The sequence below is a fragment of the Streptomyces sp. NPDC046335 genome (assembly GCF_055587985.1).
In genome coordinates, this window is record NZ_JBVJFF010000012.1 from 324274 (window position 1) to 340327 (window position 16054).

Annotated in this window: 14 protein-coding genes; 10 read left to right on the plus strand and 4 right to left on the minus strand. The window is 67.8% G+C overall.

Features of this window, described 5'->3' with window-relative positions:
• The first annotated feature begins 409 nt into the window (after nt 1–409).
• From ACZ6JY_RS29640 to ACZ6JY_RS29660, 5 genes are all read left to right on the plus strand, one after another.
• Nucleotides 410–1084, plus strand: a complete 675-nt coding sequence (locus tag ACZ6JY_RS29640; protein WP_469200626.1) for a hypothetical protein — start codon at nt 410–412, stop codon at nt 1082–1084.
• The gene (locus ACZ6JY_RS29645) at nt 1081–2121 is read left to right on the plus strand and encodes a hypothetical protein (protein WP_469200628.1); all 1041 of its coding nucleotides are present in this window, start codon (nt 1081–1083) and stop codon (nt 2119–2121) included. Before ACZ6JY_RS29640 ends, ACZ6JY_RS29645 begins: the two co-directional genes overlap by 4 nt.
• A 264-nt stretch (nt 2122–2385) precedes the next feature.
• Complete coding sequence (locus ACZ6JY_RS29650; RefSeq protein WP_469200630.1) at nt 2386–3210, plus strand: hypothetical protein; 825 nt, start codon at nt 2386–2388, stop codon at nt 3208–3210.
• Nucleotides 3211–3227: 17 nt separating this feature from the next.
• A complete protein-coding gene (locus ACZ6JY_RS29655; protein ID WP_469200632.1) occupies nt 3228–3812 on the plus strand; it encodes a hypothetical protein in 585 nt (194 codons plus the stop codon).
• Between the two features lie 87 nt (nt 3813–3899).
• Entirely contained in the window at nt 3900–4154 is a 255-nt protein-coding gene (locus ACZ6JY_RS29660) for a hypothetical protein (protein WP_469200634.1), read from the plus strand.
• A gap of 66 nt (nt 4155–4220) precedes the next feature.
• On the opposite strand, the gene ACZ6JY_RS29665 is transcribed toward ACZ6JY_RS29660, so the two are convergent.
• Nucleotides 4221–4808 carry a hypothetical protein gene (locus ACZ6JY_RS29665; RefSeq protein WP_469200636.1) on the minus strand — a complete coding sequence of 196 codons (588 nt, stop codon included), beginning with the start codon at nt 4806–4808 and terminating at the stop codon, nt 4221–4223.
• Between the two features lie 323 nt (nt 4809–5131).
• Here ACZ6JY_RS29665 and ACZ6JY_RS29670 point away from each other — a divergent pair, with 323 nt between their 5' ends.
• From ACZ6JY_RS29670 to ACZ6JY_RS29690, 5 genes are all read left to right on the plus strand, one after another.
• The gene (locus ACZ6JY_RS29670) at nt 5132–6190 is read left to right on the plus strand and encodes a hypothetical protein (RefSeq protein WP_469200638.1); all 1059 of its coding nucleotides are present in this window, start codon (nt 5132–5134) and stop codon (nt 6188–6190) included.
• Nucleotides 6191–6269: 79 nt separating this feature from the next.
• A complete protein-coding gene (locus ACZ6JY_RS29675; protein WP_469200640.1) occupies nt 6270–7112 on the plus strand; it encodes a hypothetical protein in 843 nt (280 codons plus the stop codon).
• Between the two features lie 30 nt (nt 7113–7142).
• Nucleotides 7143–7406, plus strand: a complete 264-nt coding sequence (locus ACZ6JY_RS29680) for a hypothetical protein (RefSeq protein ID WP_469200642.1) — start codon at nt 7143–7145, stop codon at nt 7404–7406.
• Nucleotides 7407–7453: 47 nt separating this feature from the next.
• A complete protein-coding gene (locus ACZ6JY_RS29685; protein WP_469200644.1) occupies nt 7454–7906 on the plus strand; it encodes a hypothetical protein in 453 nt (150 codons plus the stop codon).
• A gap of 51 nt (nt 7907–7957) precedes the next feature.
• Entirely contained in the window at nt 7958–12433 is a 4476-nt protein-coding gene (locus tag ACZ6JY_RS29690) for an FtsK/SpoIIIE domain-containing protein (RefSeq protein WP_469200646.1), read from the plus strand.
• 64 nt (nt 12434–12497) lie between these two features.
• Here the strand turns inward: ACZ6JY_RS29690 and ACZ6JY_RS29695 are convergent, their stop codons facing one another.
• The 3 genes from ACZ6JY_RS29695 to ACZ6JY_RS29705 form a co-directional block, all read right to left on the minus strand.
• On the minus strand, nt 12498–12773 hold the full coding sequence (locus tag ACZ6JY_RS29695) for a WXG100 family type VII secretion target (RefSeq protein WP_469200648.1): 276 nt from the start codon (nt 12771–12773) through the stop codon (nt 12498–12500).
• A 165-nt stretch (nt 12774–12938) separates the two neighbouring features.
• Nucleotides 12939–14609, minus strand: coding sequence for a serine/threonine-protein kinase (locus ACZ6JY_RS29700; protein WP_469200650.1), 1671 nt, complete (start codon nt 14607–14609; stop codon nt 12939–12941).
• 383 nt (nt 14610–14992) lie between these two features.
• Complete coding sequence (locus tag ACZ6JY_RS29705) at nt 14993–15847, minus strand: menaquinone biosynthetic enzyme MqnA/MqnD family protein (RefSeq protein WP_469200846.1); 855 nt, start codon at nt 15845–15847, stop codon at nt 14993–14995.
• Between the last annotated feature and the right edge of the window lie 207 nt (nt 15848–16054).

The following is a 16054-nucleotide window of genomic DNA, read 5'->3' on the forward strand; positions in this document are numbered from 1 at the left end:
CTGCGCCCCATCGTTATCCACGCGCAATCCACACCCCTCGGTTCCGCCACCGTTCCCCCCTCTCGGCCGGGCCACGGTGACGGACATTTATGTGCGTACGCGAACGCATTGACCGAGTACGGGAACATGGCGGCGCCTTGCAACGGGCTTGGCAGGGCGGGGCGGTGGGGTTCACATGCCGCCCCCGCAACAGCCGCACCATGACCCGCCGGCCCCCAGGACGACGCCACGGCAGGCATGGCCGGTTCCCGCCTGCGGCGACTCTCTACCGACTCCTCCGCATCGGGGCACCAGCGACGTAGATCCGGCGAGGCGTTCACCACTCGCCGGACATGTCCCTGGCGAACGCATTGCGCGCTTCAGTACCTTCTGATGGCTTGAGGAACCGTCGTCCCACCGGGAGTCACACGTGAACCGCAGGTACATCCGGCCCGTAGCCGTCTCGCTCACGGTCGCCGCCACCCTCTTGCTCACGGCGTGCGGAGGTGACGACGGCGGCTCGGAGAAGGACAAGATCGCGGGCGCCGACGAGGGCGGCAAGAAGAGCGCGTCACCGGCAGGCGAGAAGAGCAAGGCCCCCGACGGCATCGACCGCCCCAAGATGACGTTCCCCTCGGACGTCGACCTCGCCTTCGCCGATGCCAACGTGTCCGACCCGGATCAGGCCGCCGCCATGGGTGACGCGCAGAACTTCGTACGGGCCATCCGGTACGGGATCGTCGAGCAGGACGTGAACGACGCGGCGTACAAGTTCTACTCGGAGTTCAAGAGCCAGGCTCAGGTGTACGCGAAGGACCAGATCGAGCAGCGGGTCGACAGGGGCCTGACGATCAGCGGAACGATGCGGTTCTCGCGGACCAAGGTGACGTCGGCGGAGAACAAGGAGTCGGCCGTCGTCAGCTTCTGTTCCGACAGCACGAAGCTCTACAGCAAGGAAGTGAAGACCGAGAAGGTCCACCACACGGAACCGAGCCTGAGCGACTACTACTCCTGGCAAGTACTCATGAAGCCCTCGAAGAACGCTGAGGGTCTTTGGCGGGCCCAGAAGGTCCAGGTGAAGGAGAAGGCGCAGGAATGCCGGTGACCACACGAGTAGCGGCGACGACGCGTCGGACATCCGTCCTGTTGGGCGTCGGCACGGCTCTGCTGTTCGCGTCCGTGAGCCCGGCGTCGGCCGGTGAGGACCCCGGGATCAGCGACAGCAGTACGTCGGCCACGAAGAAGGGCAACGCCATCGGCGCCGTGGCGAAGGTCAGCTACACGTCGTCGGGGAAGGGCGGGGCGGGCGCCGGCACCATCACGTCCGTCGACCCCAACTGGAAGCCGCCGCCGTGCTGGTACGCACCGGAATGGAAGGCCACCGAGTTCCGCGACTTCCGCAACCGGATGTACTTCACCGCCCGGCACGACCCCGACGCCCCGGGCGACGCACTGAAGGACATGTCGGACGAGAACCGGAAATACGCCGAGGACGACTACAACATAGACAAGGAAAAGGACGGGATGTGGTGGGACGCCCAGTTCAGTCCCGACGCCACACTCGAGGAACAGCAGGAGTGCAACAAGCCCGCTTTCTGGGTCGAGAACGGCGAGACCCCTGACGTCCCGAACGTCATCAGCCCCGAGATCCTCGCGGGCCTCGCCTACAACCAGATCACCGTCCCCGGCACCAAGGTCAGCCTCGCCCCCGAAGGCGCCTCCAAGGTGAACCTCCCCACCTGGGCCTGGCTCGACAAGGGGGAGTTCAAGCCCGTGTCCGTCACGGCCTCCCTGGACGCTCCGGGGCTGCACATCGAGGCGACCACGACCGCGAAGCCCGTATCGCTCACGATCAAACCGGGCACCGACGACGCCAAGCTGCTGCCCGCTTCCGGCACGTGCGAGATCAACGACGACGGTTCGATCGGCGAACCGTACGCGAAGGGCAAGGCCGGCCGGACGCCGGCGTGCGGAGTCGTCTACGAGCGCTCATCGGGCCAGGGCACATACGACCTCCAGGCCACCGCGACCTGGGAAATCACCTGGGAGGGCACGGGCGGAGCGCAGGGCACGCTGCCGAACGGCGAGTACGGCAACGACCAGCCGGTGAAGGTGGAGGAGATCCAGTCCATCAACCGTTGAGCAGGCAACGCTGCTGCTCCCTGAGGCCCCGGATTCGACGTGCCATACGGTGGCTACGGCGCTGCGCTTGTGAGCCCCAGGACTGAACGAGTCAGCCTCACGGCCGAGCAGGTCAGGCACACGACTGACCAGATCAGTCGCCACTGCGCGGCGCCGACCAGGTACCGCCGCACCGCCGTACCGCCGTACCGGCGTACCGGCGGAGTTCGTTCCGGTGGCCCCCGTCGGCCCCGTCGCCACGAAAGACTGAGGTATTCACCTTCCATGCCTTCCTACGACAGCTCGCGGGCGCGGTTCCGGCTGGCCGATCGCCACATCGCCGTGCTCGCCCACCTCCTGGACGGTGAGAACCCGCCCGACGAGCTCTGGCCCTCGCTGGGCGACCTCATGCAGATCGGCCTGGTCGGCGAGGAGGGTGAGCTGGCGCCGGTCCTCCGGGACCTCCTCGGCGCTCTGGCCGCCCCGCTGCTGCTGGTGACCGTGGAGGTCACCGGTGAGCACGGAACGCTCAACCACGGCGTCATCGTCGGCCAGGACGCCATGATCGCGCATTCGGCCTGGCCCGGCGAGGAGGAGTCGGAGTACACCCCGATCGCCCCGCACAGTCTGGTCTGGGAGCTGGCTCGCACCGTCAACTTGCAGGCCGACGACGAGGCGGACTCGGAGGTCGCCCGTATCGGGACGACCATGGGTGCGCTCGACGCGGCTCTCTCCGCACTCGACCAGGGCCAGGGCGACGAGACCACGACCAGGGAACTCGTCCGCAAGGCTCTGACCGAGGCAGGCACGCCCGAGGAACCGGAGCTGACCGAACTCACCGAGCTGGTCCTGGCCATGAACGCGATGTGGCGCATCACCACCGCCTGGGACGGCAAGCACGAGGGAGAGCGGGCGGGCATGGTCCGAGCCCTGGCTGTATGGGACTGCGGCCCGCGCGGCTACTGGGTCAGGGAGAAGCCCGAGGAGCCCATCGCGGAGGGCCAGGTCGGACCCGACAGCGAACTGGTCCTCGTACGCACGCGGACCGGGAAGATCTGGGAGAAGATCACGGACTTGCTCCCGGACAAGGAAGAGATGTTCCACATGTGAGGCCGCCGGAGGGAGTCATGACGGAATTCGAGTTCGAGCTCAGCCCCCTGTTCCAGAAGTCGAGGCGCGGACGCCAGGGTGTCGTGGGTGCGCTCGGCAACGTCACCGTCGAGGCTGAGTACAGGAAGCGGTCCATCAGGACGGCAAGCCGACAGCTCGAAGTACGCCTGCAAGGTGAGCGAGTGCCGGGGGTCGTATACCGGACGATCGGGCCAGGGCGACCCACGCTGCGGAACGCCACCCTGGCCGTCGACGGCCAAGCGGTCCAGCTCGGATTCAACGGCCGAGGGATCAGCAACGCCTCGCGGGCGCTACAGCTCAGGCACCAGGACCAGTCCTACGAGTACACGGTGACGGGGTTCGACAAGGGCGCCGTCCTGCACGGCCCCGGCACCGTCGTCTCCCTCACCCGCAGGAAGAACAGCACTGGAAAGGGCATGAGCACGGTCGGCATCGTCACCGGTGACGCAGACCCCGTCGCGATCGCACTTTCCATCCTGTTCGAGGAAGTGGACACCGTCGAGTTGACTACATCCGGGGCGGCATCCCACGCCTTGAACAGAATCCTCAACCCCCGCGCGAACGAAACCCCCACGGAATGACCGGGCCCACGTCTCTGAGTACGCTCATATCACCGGCCGTACCCGTAGGACGTCGTGCGGCACCGGCGAGACGGAGGGACAGCGGACGTGGCGGACCCCGAGCTGCAAGCGCTCAGCAAGCGGGCTACTCAACTTCGAGGCCTGGCGGACCACATCGACGGTCTCGCGGACTCTCCCCACAAGTACGCCACCGTCACCATGAAGAAGTGGGCGGGCCCGCACGCGGATCACACGCGTGGCGAGCTGAAGAAGTGGCAGACGAAATGCCACACCGTGGCGGAGGAACTCCGCAAGGAAGCTCGCGAGTGCGACAAGACGGTCAAGGACGCCAAGAAGCCCTAGCCCGCAGGCAGCTTCCCCGCCTCCTTGCGCCCTCGTGTTCCTCGTCGACCGGTGATCGGTGATCGCTCAGCTCAGTCGGTCCATGAACCTGCCGGGAGCCGACAGCAGCGCCCCGCGAAGTGAGAGATCGCGCGTGTAGACGCCCGCGAACAGGATGGCGAGGCTCATGTCCACCGAGTCGACCGCACCGTCCGTGCGCCCGGAGATGACCCTCGGCTCTCGCCATCCGGACCGCTGCGTCATGACGGCCGCGCCGTTGCGCGCCAGCGCGTGATGCAGTTTGCTCTGGCCCTCCCGGTAGGTGTACTCGCGCCCAACGGCCCTGATGCGAAGCGCGCGTTCCCCCTTACTCGCCCTCCAAGAGCTTCGCGAGAAGGCGGCCTGCTGCCCAGCGACAGTCAGTTCGCCTTCGGCGAGTCGCGGTCTGCCGGAGTAGGGCCAGCCCTTGAACGTCGACGGCGGGATGCTCTCACCCGTGACCATCGCGCCGATGTGGGTTCCGCGGTCGCGGACGGGAACGACCTCCAGTGCGGGGAGGACAAGCTCCACGATGCCCAGGCCGCCCACCTCGCCGCCCCAGAAGGAGATGCGGTCTCCGGGGTGCACATGCCCGGTGGAGTGCCTGTGGTGAAGCTCGAAGGTCCGACTCTGCATATCTGTTCCTATCGCCTCGCCGTCCGCATGGGTTCAGGTCGCCCCAGAGCTTCTCACCACCGCCCTGCCGGCCGGAGGGGGCGGGCTTGAGCTGGACGTGACGATCCATACATCCGGTTCGTCGATCTATCGAAGCAAATGCCCTATCCAGCAGGCCGCTTCGCACTGGCGAACCAAGAGCCTCGTCGATAGCGTCAACCTTGTATACGTAGTCTGACGGCCAGAGCCGGTGACGGCGGCGAGCTGTCCCGGGCGGGATCTGAGCACACCAGTACGGCAATCGCTTGCAACGGGGGAATCATATGGCGGACGAATTCCGAGGAATGAAGAAGGAGAAGGCGCGCAAACTCGCAGCCGCGCTTGATGTCGCGGGTGGCGCCCTCTCCATCCAGGGCCCTCTCGTCTCCGGCATCCTCGCCAAGTGGGACGGGGATCAAGGGGACCTCGGGAAGTTCCCGACACAATCCACTTGGTCGCAGGACCAGGCGAAGGACATCCGGCGACGTATCGGCATCCTGGATTCCGATCCCAAGGCCGAGCTCATGCTCATCGGCATGACCGGAGTCCTTGACACCTGGCAGAGCGTGAAGGACAAGAAGGGGGAAGTCGGCGAGTACGTCGACGAACTCAATGAGCTGAAGGCGCACGTCACCGCTCCCCTCAAGCTCACCAAAATCGCATCCGGCATTGAAGCCTCGCTACAGCTCTTCCAGCGATGGCAGCAGGGAAAGAACGTCCAAGCCGCAAAAGCTGTTCTCGATTTGAACAAGTACTTCGGTGTAACGGGCGATCGACTGAAACTGAAGAATATCGAGTATATTCGAGAGGTTCTCAAGCTCAAGCGCATCGAGGGTCTGTACCAGCAGCCATGGAAGTGGCAGCAAGTGGCCCGGACATTCATCACGACGAAACTGAAGATCCCTCTCCCCGCAACGCTGCTCAACCAGGCACCAGGGCTCAGCATCCTGGACCGGGTAAGCCTCCCCTTGGCTGCCCTTCATGGCACGAAGCAGCTCATCCTCCCCAGCCACAAGGGCGTCCTGGGAGGATTCGATCGCGGAATGGGCGGCCTGGAGCTGGCCGGTGCGGGCGCCGTCATGGCGGGCCAAGGAACTGCACTCGCTCTCGGCGCGAGTGCGAGCGTTGCCGCTGCCGTGCCCGTAGTCGGTTGGGTAGCCCTAGGCGTGGCAGGGGCCTATTTCCTTGGAACCTACGCCTACGACAACAGGGAAGCCATCAAGAGGAACACGAAGAAAGCCTGGAACGCAACGAAGAAGTGGGCTGGGGACTCAGTGGACAAGGGTAAGGAAATCGTGAACGGCGCCAAACATGCCGTGACGAATCTCGTACCCAGTACCGTGAGAAAATTTGGTTTCTGGTGAGCAGTACCCGCACGTCGTCATGTTGCGAGAATCCCGACCGTCATCATTCGCCTGTTGAACAGAATGCTAGGAGTACCGAGTGCCGCATCCTGAGTTGGGGATCGAGCTGGAGAAATTCCGCGAGTTCCTCGGAGAGGCCCTGTCCGAAGGAGGGACCCAGCCTCTGATCCAGCTTACGGACGAAGAGCTGGCCGTATTGGACCCGAGCGCACTGGACGAGGTCGTAGCGCCCACACCTCATTTGGCCACCCTGGAGGCCGAACAGCGCGAATGGGTGCTCGCGACCGCTATTCGCTCGCTCTCCTCCCGCGGCGCCATAGAGATCGCCAATATCCCTGAACTCGACGCTCTGATGCGGTCCGAGGGGCAGTTCGAGAAGGGAGGCACAGCGGATGTCGACATGAGGATCAGCCCTGATGTCGACCTGGCTCTGGTTCTACGGCGAACCGCGAACAGCGTCCTCGCCGTTGAACAGCAGACGTCCAGGGGAAGCGTGCATGGATTCGTCTATGTGCACTCCCCGGAGCTCATGCTCATCGAGCAGGTCACCGGTGGAGGCATGCACATCTTCACCCTTGCCGACTCGGCGGCGGACGCCGCGAAGATGATGCAGGTCCTGGTCGACCCGTTCGGCGTCGCGGACAAGGACAGCAAGACGCGACAGCTCGACGCGACGGCCATGACAAGCGGTCAGGTGGACGGTCCACTCGGCGAGGCGATCAACAACGCCTTGGTGGTGAGCCAGTTGATCGTACTCGGAGACGAACCCGGGCCGCTGGTGACCACGTATGCGACCGAGAACGCCGTGTGGACTGTGCGTGTCGACAAGCCTCAGGCGCCAACCGGTGTGCAGGCAAGGTCCATCAGTGAACGTTCCCTCAATTCCGAGATCACTCATCTGATTACGATGCAGACCCAGTAACGTCTCGAAAACCATAAAGGGGGACCACTCATGAGCGACCGCGTCGAAGAATGCAGAAGAGACCTGGTGAACCTGAAGCGGTTCGCCGACGAGATCGACCGGACCCTGGATGCTGTTGACGCAACCTCCGGTCATGACGTGTGGAAGGGACCGGCGGCCGACAACTTCCGGGAAGAGTGGGGGCGGAAGCGCAAGAAGCTGCACGACGCCCTCGACGCCGCGCGGGGACAGCGCACAAAAATCCTTCAACGCGTCCAGGAGGAAGAGGCAAAAAAGAAATCCAATAACAAGTAGGCGGTGGATACGCACCGCCCACCCGGCACCATACCGATTGGATTCCCATGCCTGACAGTGATCCGCGAGTATACGAAGCGAACTTCCTTCGCACCCCTTTCCAACTGCTCTCGGGTGCAGGATGGAAGAAACTGGTGGCCCTCCGCGTGGACAGCGAAGGCGTGCTGCTCGGCGGCGCCCCGGCTCAATACTACAAGCAAACAGCCTTTGCCCCGTGGGAAGATATTCGTTCCGTGGTTTTCTGGCATCAGAAAACGTCTGCTCAAGGGATTAATCACGTCGGCCTCCGACGGCGACCGGGGGCTCCTCGACTCGCTGGGCCAAACAGAAATATGACGCCGCAATCAGCCGCACGAGTCGCCCCACATGTGGAATACGACCTTCTCCTCGACAGTCGACCGATTAATCTCTGGCGTGTTGACCACGAGAAGGTCCTAGCAGCGGTCGACGCGTTCGCGCCCGACGTTCCCGTGCTGGTCTATCAACAGACGGATCAGTAGCAAACCTCAGCGATTCGAGATCGCCCCACGCGGGTCGGAAGGAAGACAACGATGCGAGTCCTGGTGACAGTCGTGCGGGAGGGCATAGCCCCGCAGGACGTCGTGGTCACCCTGGAGGAAGGGGCTACGGCCGGTGACGTGGCGGGTTGTCTGGCCGGCGCGAGCCTGGCCTCCTCGCCCCACCTCGCGGTCGGGCGGCTGCCCTCCGCGATCCGGTCCGCCGCCGCAGCCGGAGCAGGCTTCGCCGCTTCGAAGTCCCCCTTCCCGCAGGCCACCGCCGCCTCCTCCCTCTGGGTCGACGGACGGCGCTGCGACCCCTCGGCCCCCGCCTCATCCGTCCTCCGCGACGGCGTGCGCGTCACCACCGATGAGGCCATCGGGCCGTTCATGCGGGCCGGAGAGCCGACGGGCCGGTTCGAGCTGCGGGTCTGCGGGGGGCCCGACGCCGGGCGGATCGCCCGTGTGCAGGTCGGCGTGGCGACCCTCGGGTCCGGTCCGGCCTGCTCCCTCACCGTCGCCGACTCGGCCCTTGCCCCGCTTGCCGCCAAGCTCTCCGTCAACGTCGACGGCAGCGTGACGCTCCATCCGCAGCCCGGAGCCGGACCTCTGACGCTCAATGAGGAGCCCGTCGAATCGGATGGCGCCTGGCCTGTCGGCGCCTTCCTCAAGGCCGGCGACTCACTGATCGTCCTTCGCGAGGCGGAAGAACCCGACGCCCACCTGGCGGCCACGGACGACGGTGGCTACGCGTACAACCGGCCGCCGCGGCTGTCACCGCTGCGGCAGCGGCCCCGCCTCGTTCTGCCCGCCGAGCCGGTCAAGGGAGAAGGCCCCCGCCTTCAGCTGCTCGCCTCCTTCATCCCGGCGGTCTTCGGCCTGGGCATGTACTTCATGACCAAGCAGATCTACACGCTGCTCTTCTGCGCCATGAGCCCGCTGATGATGATCGGCTACTGGGTGAGCGAGGCGCGGCACGAGCGCAAGCGGCACAAGAAGGCCGTCAAGGAGTACAAGAAGGCGCTCGTCGAATACGACGTCAAGCTGGTCGAGTTGGCCAAGGCCGACCAGCTGGCCCGGCGTGAGGCGCATCCCGATCCGGCGCAGGTGCTCCTCTTCGCCACCGGTCCGCGCCGTCGCCTGTGGGAGCGCAGACTCGTCGATCCCGACGTGCTTCAGTTGCGCGTCGGAATGGCGGACCTGCCCGTCGACGTCGAGATGCGTGCCGTCAAGACCGGCGCCTTCGACGATCCGCCGGAGCCCCCCGTGGTGTCCGACGTCCCGGCCGTGGTCCCCCTGGCCGAGCTGGGCGTCATCGGTGTGGCCGGCAACCGGCGGATGAGCCTGGCCATGGCCCACTGGCTGGTCACGCAGGCGACGGTGCTGCACAGTCCGCGGGACCTGTCTCTCGTGGTCCTGTCATCGGCCGGTGACGCCCAGGCCGCCTGGGACTGGGCCCACTGGCTTCCGCACACGGTCCCGCAGCTTGGCCAGGACTGCATCTCGTTGATCGGGTCGGAACCGGAGGTCGTGGGCCGCCGCGTCCACGAGCTCCTCACCGAGCTGGAACGCAGGAAGGCCGGCGCCAAGGACTTCGGGGCGTCCAAGACCCTGCGCCCCGACCCCTTCACCCTGATCGTCCTGGACGGCGCCCGGCTGCTGCGGCGCATGCCCGGTGTTCCCCAACTGCTCCAGGAAGGCCCCGGCCACGGCATCTTCGCCATCTGTATCGACGAGGACGAGCGGCTCCTGCCCGAGGAGTGCAAGGCCGCGATCAGTGGCCTCGCCGACCGGCCGAACCACGTCGGGATCGGGGGTGGCGGTCTCGAGTCGGTCGGAGACGTCCTCGCCGACCAGGTGTCACCCGGCTGGTGTGAACTGGTGGCCCGTTCGCTCGCTCCCGTACGCGATGTGAGCCTGGATGACGCCGACGCCGCGCTGCCCACGTCCGCGCGGCTGCTGTCCCTCCTGGACATGCCGGACCCCACGGGCGCCGACGTCGCCGGCATCTGGCAGCGGGGCGGCTCCACCACGGAAGTACCGATCGGCATCGCCGGTGACGGAGCCTTCCTGCTGGACATCCGCAGGGACGGTCCGCACGCGCTGATCGCCGGTACGACCGGCGCCGGTAAGTCCGAGTTGCTCCAGACCATCATCACCTCGCTGGCTCTCGCCAACCGTCCGGACGCCCTCAACTTCGTCCTCATCGACTACAAGGGCGGCAGCGCGTTCCTGGACTGCGCGCAACTGCCGCACACCGTCGGCATGGTCAGCGACCTCGACGCCCACCTCACGGAGCGGGCACTCGCGTCACTCGCCGCCGAACTCAAGCGGCGGGAGGAGATCCTCTTCGACACGGCCGCGAAGGACATCGAGGACTACAACGACACGAGGAAGGTGCGGCCCGAACTGGCGCCCATGCCCCGGCTCGTGCTGGTCATCGACGAGTTCGCCTCCCTCGTCGCGGAGCTTCCGGACTTCATCGCGGGCCTCGTGGACATCGCGCGGCGAGGCCGCTCCCTGGGGGTCCACCTCATCCTCGCCACCCAGCGCCCCGCCGGTGTGGTGAGCGCGGACATCCGGGCCAACACCAACCTCCGTATCGCCCTGCGCGTCACGGACGGATCCGAGTCCTCGGACGTCATCGACGCGCCCGACGCCGGTTCCATCGCGAAGTCGACGCCCGGACGCGCCTACGTCCGCTCGGGCGCGCAGTCGCTCGTCGCCGTGCAGTCGGCGCGCATCGGCGGACGCCGGCCCAGCGTCGGTTCCCACCGCCCCCGGGCCGTCGCGACTCCCGTGTCCTGGGGTTCGTACGGCCGACCGGCCCCCCGCGTCGCGGAGGACGGTGATGACGGGACGCTGGTGACCGACCTCAGCGTCCTCGTCGGCGCCATCCGCGAAGGGGCGGAACTGATGCGGTTCGGGCCTCAGCGAAGCCCCTGGCTGGAGCCGCTGACCGATTCGCTGTCGGTCGCCGATCTGCCGGACCCCGTGCCGCCGACGGCCGACGAGGTCGCACCGATCCACATCGGCCTCACCGACCTCCCCGCCCGGCAGAGCCGCGCGCCACTGGCTCTCGACCTGGTGCACGGCGATCACATCATGCTGGCGGGCGGTCCCCGCTCCGGCCGTTCGACCGCCTTGCGCACCCTCGCGGGCGCACTGGCGAGCAGCACCTCCCCCGCTGACGTGCACCTGTACGGCATCGACTGCGGTGCCAACGCCCTGCTGCCCCTGACCAACCTCCCGCACTGCGGGGCCGTGGTCACCCGGGACCAGCCGGACCGGGTGCGCCGCCTGCTTGACCGGCTGGCGGCCGAGGTCTCACGCCGTCAGCAAATGCTGGCCATGGAGGGGTTGTCCAGCGCCACGGAGCAGCGCGCCACGGCCGCGCCGGAGGACCGGCTGCCCTGGATGGTGCTCCTTCTCGACGGCTGGGAGGGTTACACGTCGGCTCTCGAAGGCATCGACTACGGCCGTCTCGTCGAGATGATCGTCAAGATCTTCAGGGAAGGCGCCGCGGTCGGCCTGAAGGTCGTCATGACGGCGGACCGGAGCGGGTTCAGCGGCCAGGTATCGCCGTCCTTCGCCGACAAGCTGATTCTGCGGCTCACGGATGCCAATGAGTACTCGCTGGCAGGGCTCTCCGCCCGCGATGTGCCGAAGACGATGCCCGCCGGGCGTGCGCTGCGGATCACGGACGCGGGTGCGCAGGAGAGTCAGATCGCGCTGCTCGATGCCGACCCCTCCGGTCAGGCGCAGGTGGCCGCGCTGCGCAGGATCGCGGAGGAGGCGCGCAGCCGTCATCCGGTTCCGCCGCGCAACCGCCGACCGCTGCGGGTGGACGAACTGCCGATGCGGGTGACCGCGAGCCAGGCCCGCGCGCTCGACCCCACGTTCACACCGCCGTCCCCGCTGTGGACGCTGCTCTGCGTCGGTGGCGACGAACTGACGCCGATCGGTGTCGATCTGGACGAGTCGGGGCCCGGCTTCGTCATCGCGGGGCCGCCCAAGTCCGGTCGCTCGACGGCCCTGGTGGTCGCCGCGCGAAGCCTGCTGGCCAACCAGGTGCCGCTGGTCCTCGTCACCCCCCGGCGCTCGCCCCTGCGCGATCTGGAGGGTGAGCCGGGCGTCCTCGGCGTGCTCAACGCGGACAGCTCCGAGCGTGAGCTGACCGAGTTGATCGAGGGCGCGGAGGGCGGAAAGTACGCCGTGGTGGCGGACGACGCCGACATGCTCTACGACACGTCGCTGGACCGCGCGCTGGAGGAGGTCGCGCAGAGCGGCAGGGACGGCGGCATCGGCATCGTCGTGGCCGGCGCCACGGACACGCTGAGCTCCCAGTACCGGGGGTTCGTCGTGGAGGCCAGGCGTTCGCGCCAGGGCATGATCCTGGCCCCGCAGAGCGCCTCGGACGGAGAGCTGTTCAACGTACGTCTCTCCATCGACGGCGGCGGTCCCGTGGGCCGTGGACTCCTCATCCAGAGCGGCCAGATGACGCCGGTCCAGGCGATTCTCGACGACTGACCCGGCACAAAGAGGAGCCGGTGCGACCGATCAACGGTCGCACCGGCTCACACGCACGCAAGAATCAGACGTTCGTGGCCTGTTCGATCCTGTCGTGGCTGTTCTTGGCCGACTTGTACGCGTCGTGCAGCGAGTCAGCCAGCTTGTTGACCTGCGGCTTGAAGTCACGCCATTCGTCACGGAACCGGTTGGCGCCGGGGCCCGCCCAGAAGCCGTGGCTGTCGTTGGCCTGACCGTCCAGAAGCGAGATCAGGTCGCGGACCTCGGTCTCCTTCTTCTGGAAGGCTTCGTAGAGCTTCTGAAGCTTCTCAAGTTTTGCACCGCGGTCGATGTCCGCCATCTGGCTTCCTCCCCGTGTCGCTAACGCAAACAGACTCATGTGTCACACGGGACGCTACCGCACCGGATCCGGCCGCGGAAAGTGGTTCCTTTGTCGCACCCTTGCAACGATGCGAGCGGCAATGGCCCCAGCTCACGGGCGACGCGAACGCCCCGTTCCACGCCGTCACTTCACCCGCGAAAGCCGTGCCTTCGGGTTGCCCGCCGACGGGTCCTTCGATGTGTAGGTGAGGTGGTTGCCCGAGGGGGTGAGGTAGATCGTGTGGGGGGTCTGGGCGCACTGGGCGCCGTTCGTGTCGGCGCCCTTGCCCGTGGCGACGAGGCGCTGGGGGGTCGCCGACTTGAGGGTGAGTACGTCGGTGCAGGTGTTGCCGATCGGGTCGTGCTGTACGACCTTGCCGAGGCGGGCGCCCGGCTTCGCCTGGTGCAGGGTCACCTCGAAGGTGCCCAGCGGGACCGTGCCGCCGTTCGCGTCCGCCTTGCCGCTCCACTTGCCGAGGTAGGCCGCGGGGACCTTGCCGGAGTCCGCCCCGTCGGTGGGCTCGGGGGCGCCCGTCGCCGCGGGAGGCTGTCCGTCGTTTCCGGCCGCCTTGTCGTCGTTCTTCGGCAGCAGGTCGAAGACGAACGCCGAACCCACCGTGACGGCGGCCAGCGCTCCCGCCACGGCGAGCGCGACCGTGCAGCTCACCCTGCGGCCGCGGCCGTTCGGGCCCTCCGGCACGGAGGTCGCGGCCACGGAGACCGAGAGCCTGCCGGGTTCGCGGGTGGGTTGTTCGTGAGCGGCGGCGGGTGCGTGCTCCGGGCGAGCGGCGTACGAGGGGTCCGGGGGCCCGAACGTGCCCTCCACCGACGGGGCGTCGAAGGCCACGGGACCCGACGGCGCGTCCGCCGAAGCCGTTCCCGCGCCCATACCGGCGCCCGTACCGGCGGCGGCGCCCGTCCCCGTTTCCAGGTCCAGGAGCCGCACCGCGCCGCGGCTCACCCGTTCCACCACGGGGCCCGGCAGCCACCCCGCCGCCACCAGGGCCGCCGCGCCCCCGGGGGCCAGGCGGCGGGCCACCTCCCCCGGGGCGGGCCGCAGGGCCGGGTCCTTCGCGAGGCACGCTGCCGCGAGGTCCCGCAGGTCACCGCTGAGCGCCCCCAGGTCGGGCTCCTCGTGGACGACCTTGTAGAGCAGCGCGGCCGACGAGTCACCGGGGAAGGGCGACTCCCCCGTCGCCCCGTGGACGAGGACCGCCCCCAGCGAGAAGACGTCCGCCGCTCCCGTGACGCCCTTGCCGAGGACCTGCTCCGGCGCCATGTAGCCGGGCGAGCCGATGGAGGAGCCCGTGGCGGTCAGCGATGCCGTGCCGTCCGTGGCGCGCGCGATGCCGAAGTCGATGAGGCGCGGCCCGTCGAGGGTGAGCAGGACGTTCGACGGCTTCACGTCACGGTGCACCAGGCCCAGGGCGTGTACGTGCGCCAGCGCCTCGGCGAGGCCCGCGCCCAGTACGCGTACGGAGTGGGCGGGCAGCGGACCGCTCTCCCGCACCGCCTCGGTGAGCGAGGGGCCGACCGCGTACCCCGTGGCGACCCACGGAACGGCGGCGTCCGGGTCCGCGTCAAGCACGGGCGCCGTCCAGTCGCCGCCGACCCGCCGCGCCGCGTCCACCTCTCGGCGGAAGCGGGCGCGGAACTCCTCGTCGAGCGCGAAGTGCGGATGCACGATCTTCACCGCGACCGTACGGCCGCCCTCGTTGCGGCCGAGGTAGACCCGGCCCATGCCGCCGGCGCCGAGCAGGCCGAGCAGGCGGTAGGGACCGATCGTGGTGGGCTCGTCGGCTTCGAGCGGACGCATGACGTTGGCCTCCCCCGGACGCGCCTCGGGCCACCGGCGCGTCGTACCCCTGCGGACCCCTGCGGACCCCTGCGGACCCCTGCGGACCCCTGCGGATCAGCGTAGTGCGGAACCGGTGCGCGGGGTGGTCCTTGCCGCCCGTCCGCCCACCGGTCCGTCGCCTTCCGGGGGCGCCAATAGCGGGCCGGTATTCGCCTTGCAGCAGGGCGCGCAATTCGGGAGTGGCTGCCGTTCACCGTGATGACGTTCGTACGCAATACGGACGCCGAGAACTATTACGCCCGAAGGGTTATCGCGATATCCCCGGGCCGTCGCCTCAATTCGGTGAGAGCCGCGGCCGGGCATAACGGAACAACGGGTTCCGAGAAGGGGTCGAGCGGGCCTCAGGAGCCCAGCAGCTCCACATGTACGTCCGCGGGGAAGCCCGTCGTCGGCCCCACCCGGCGGGCGAACTCCGTGACGCCCTCCAGTTGCGCCGGGCCGAAGCGGAAGTCCAGCGTCGTGAAGTACCGCTCCAGGATCTCCGCGTCGAAGGCCTCCCAGCGCGCGGCCTGCTCGGCGACCTTCGTGACCTCCGCCAGCGAGAGATCACGGGACGAGAGGAAGGCCTGGTGCACCTGGCGCACCACCTCCGGCTCACGCGCCGTGTAATCGCGCCGCGCGGCCCAGACCGCGAAGACGAACGGCAGGCCCGTCCACTCCTTCCACATGGCGCCCAGGTCGTAGACGTCCAGGCCGAGGCGCGGGGCGTCGATGAGGTTCGCGCGCAGTGCCGCGTCCCCGATCAGGACGGCCGCGTCCGCCTCCTGCATCATCAGGCCCAGGTCAGGGGGGCAGGTGTAGTAGTCGGGCCGCACGCCGTACCGCTCGGCGAGCAGGAGCTGCGCGAGCCGGACCGAGGTGCGCGAGGTCGAGCCGAGCGCGACGCGGGCGCCGTCGAGCTGGTCGAGGGGGACCTGCGAGACGATCACGCACGACATGACGGGGCCGTCGCAGCCGACCGCCAGGTCGGGGAAGGCGACCAGGTCGTCGGCGGCCTTCAGGAACTCGACCAGGGTGACGGGAGCGATGTCGAGCTCGCCGCGCACCAGCTGTTCGCTGAGCTTCTCGGGGGTGTCCTTCGTCAGCTCGAAGTCGAGTAGGGTTCCGGTCCGTGCGAGCCCCCAGTAGAGGGGCATGCAGTTCAGGAACTGGATGTGGCCGACGCGCGGCCGAGGGGTGCGGCGGGAGTCGGGCAGCTGTTCGGCGCCTGCCCCCGCAAAGGCGTCCAGGGGAGAATTGTCCACATCGGGGAGGCTAGCCCCACTGCGGTACGGGGTGGCCGCCGGGTCCCTCGCGGGTCTCGTCAACACTGCTGGGAGTCCTGTCAAACATCCGGGTGACGTGATCTTGCCCCCTATTGCATTCCCCGGTCTGCGTGCTAAGCTCGCCGCAAGTTGCAGTTT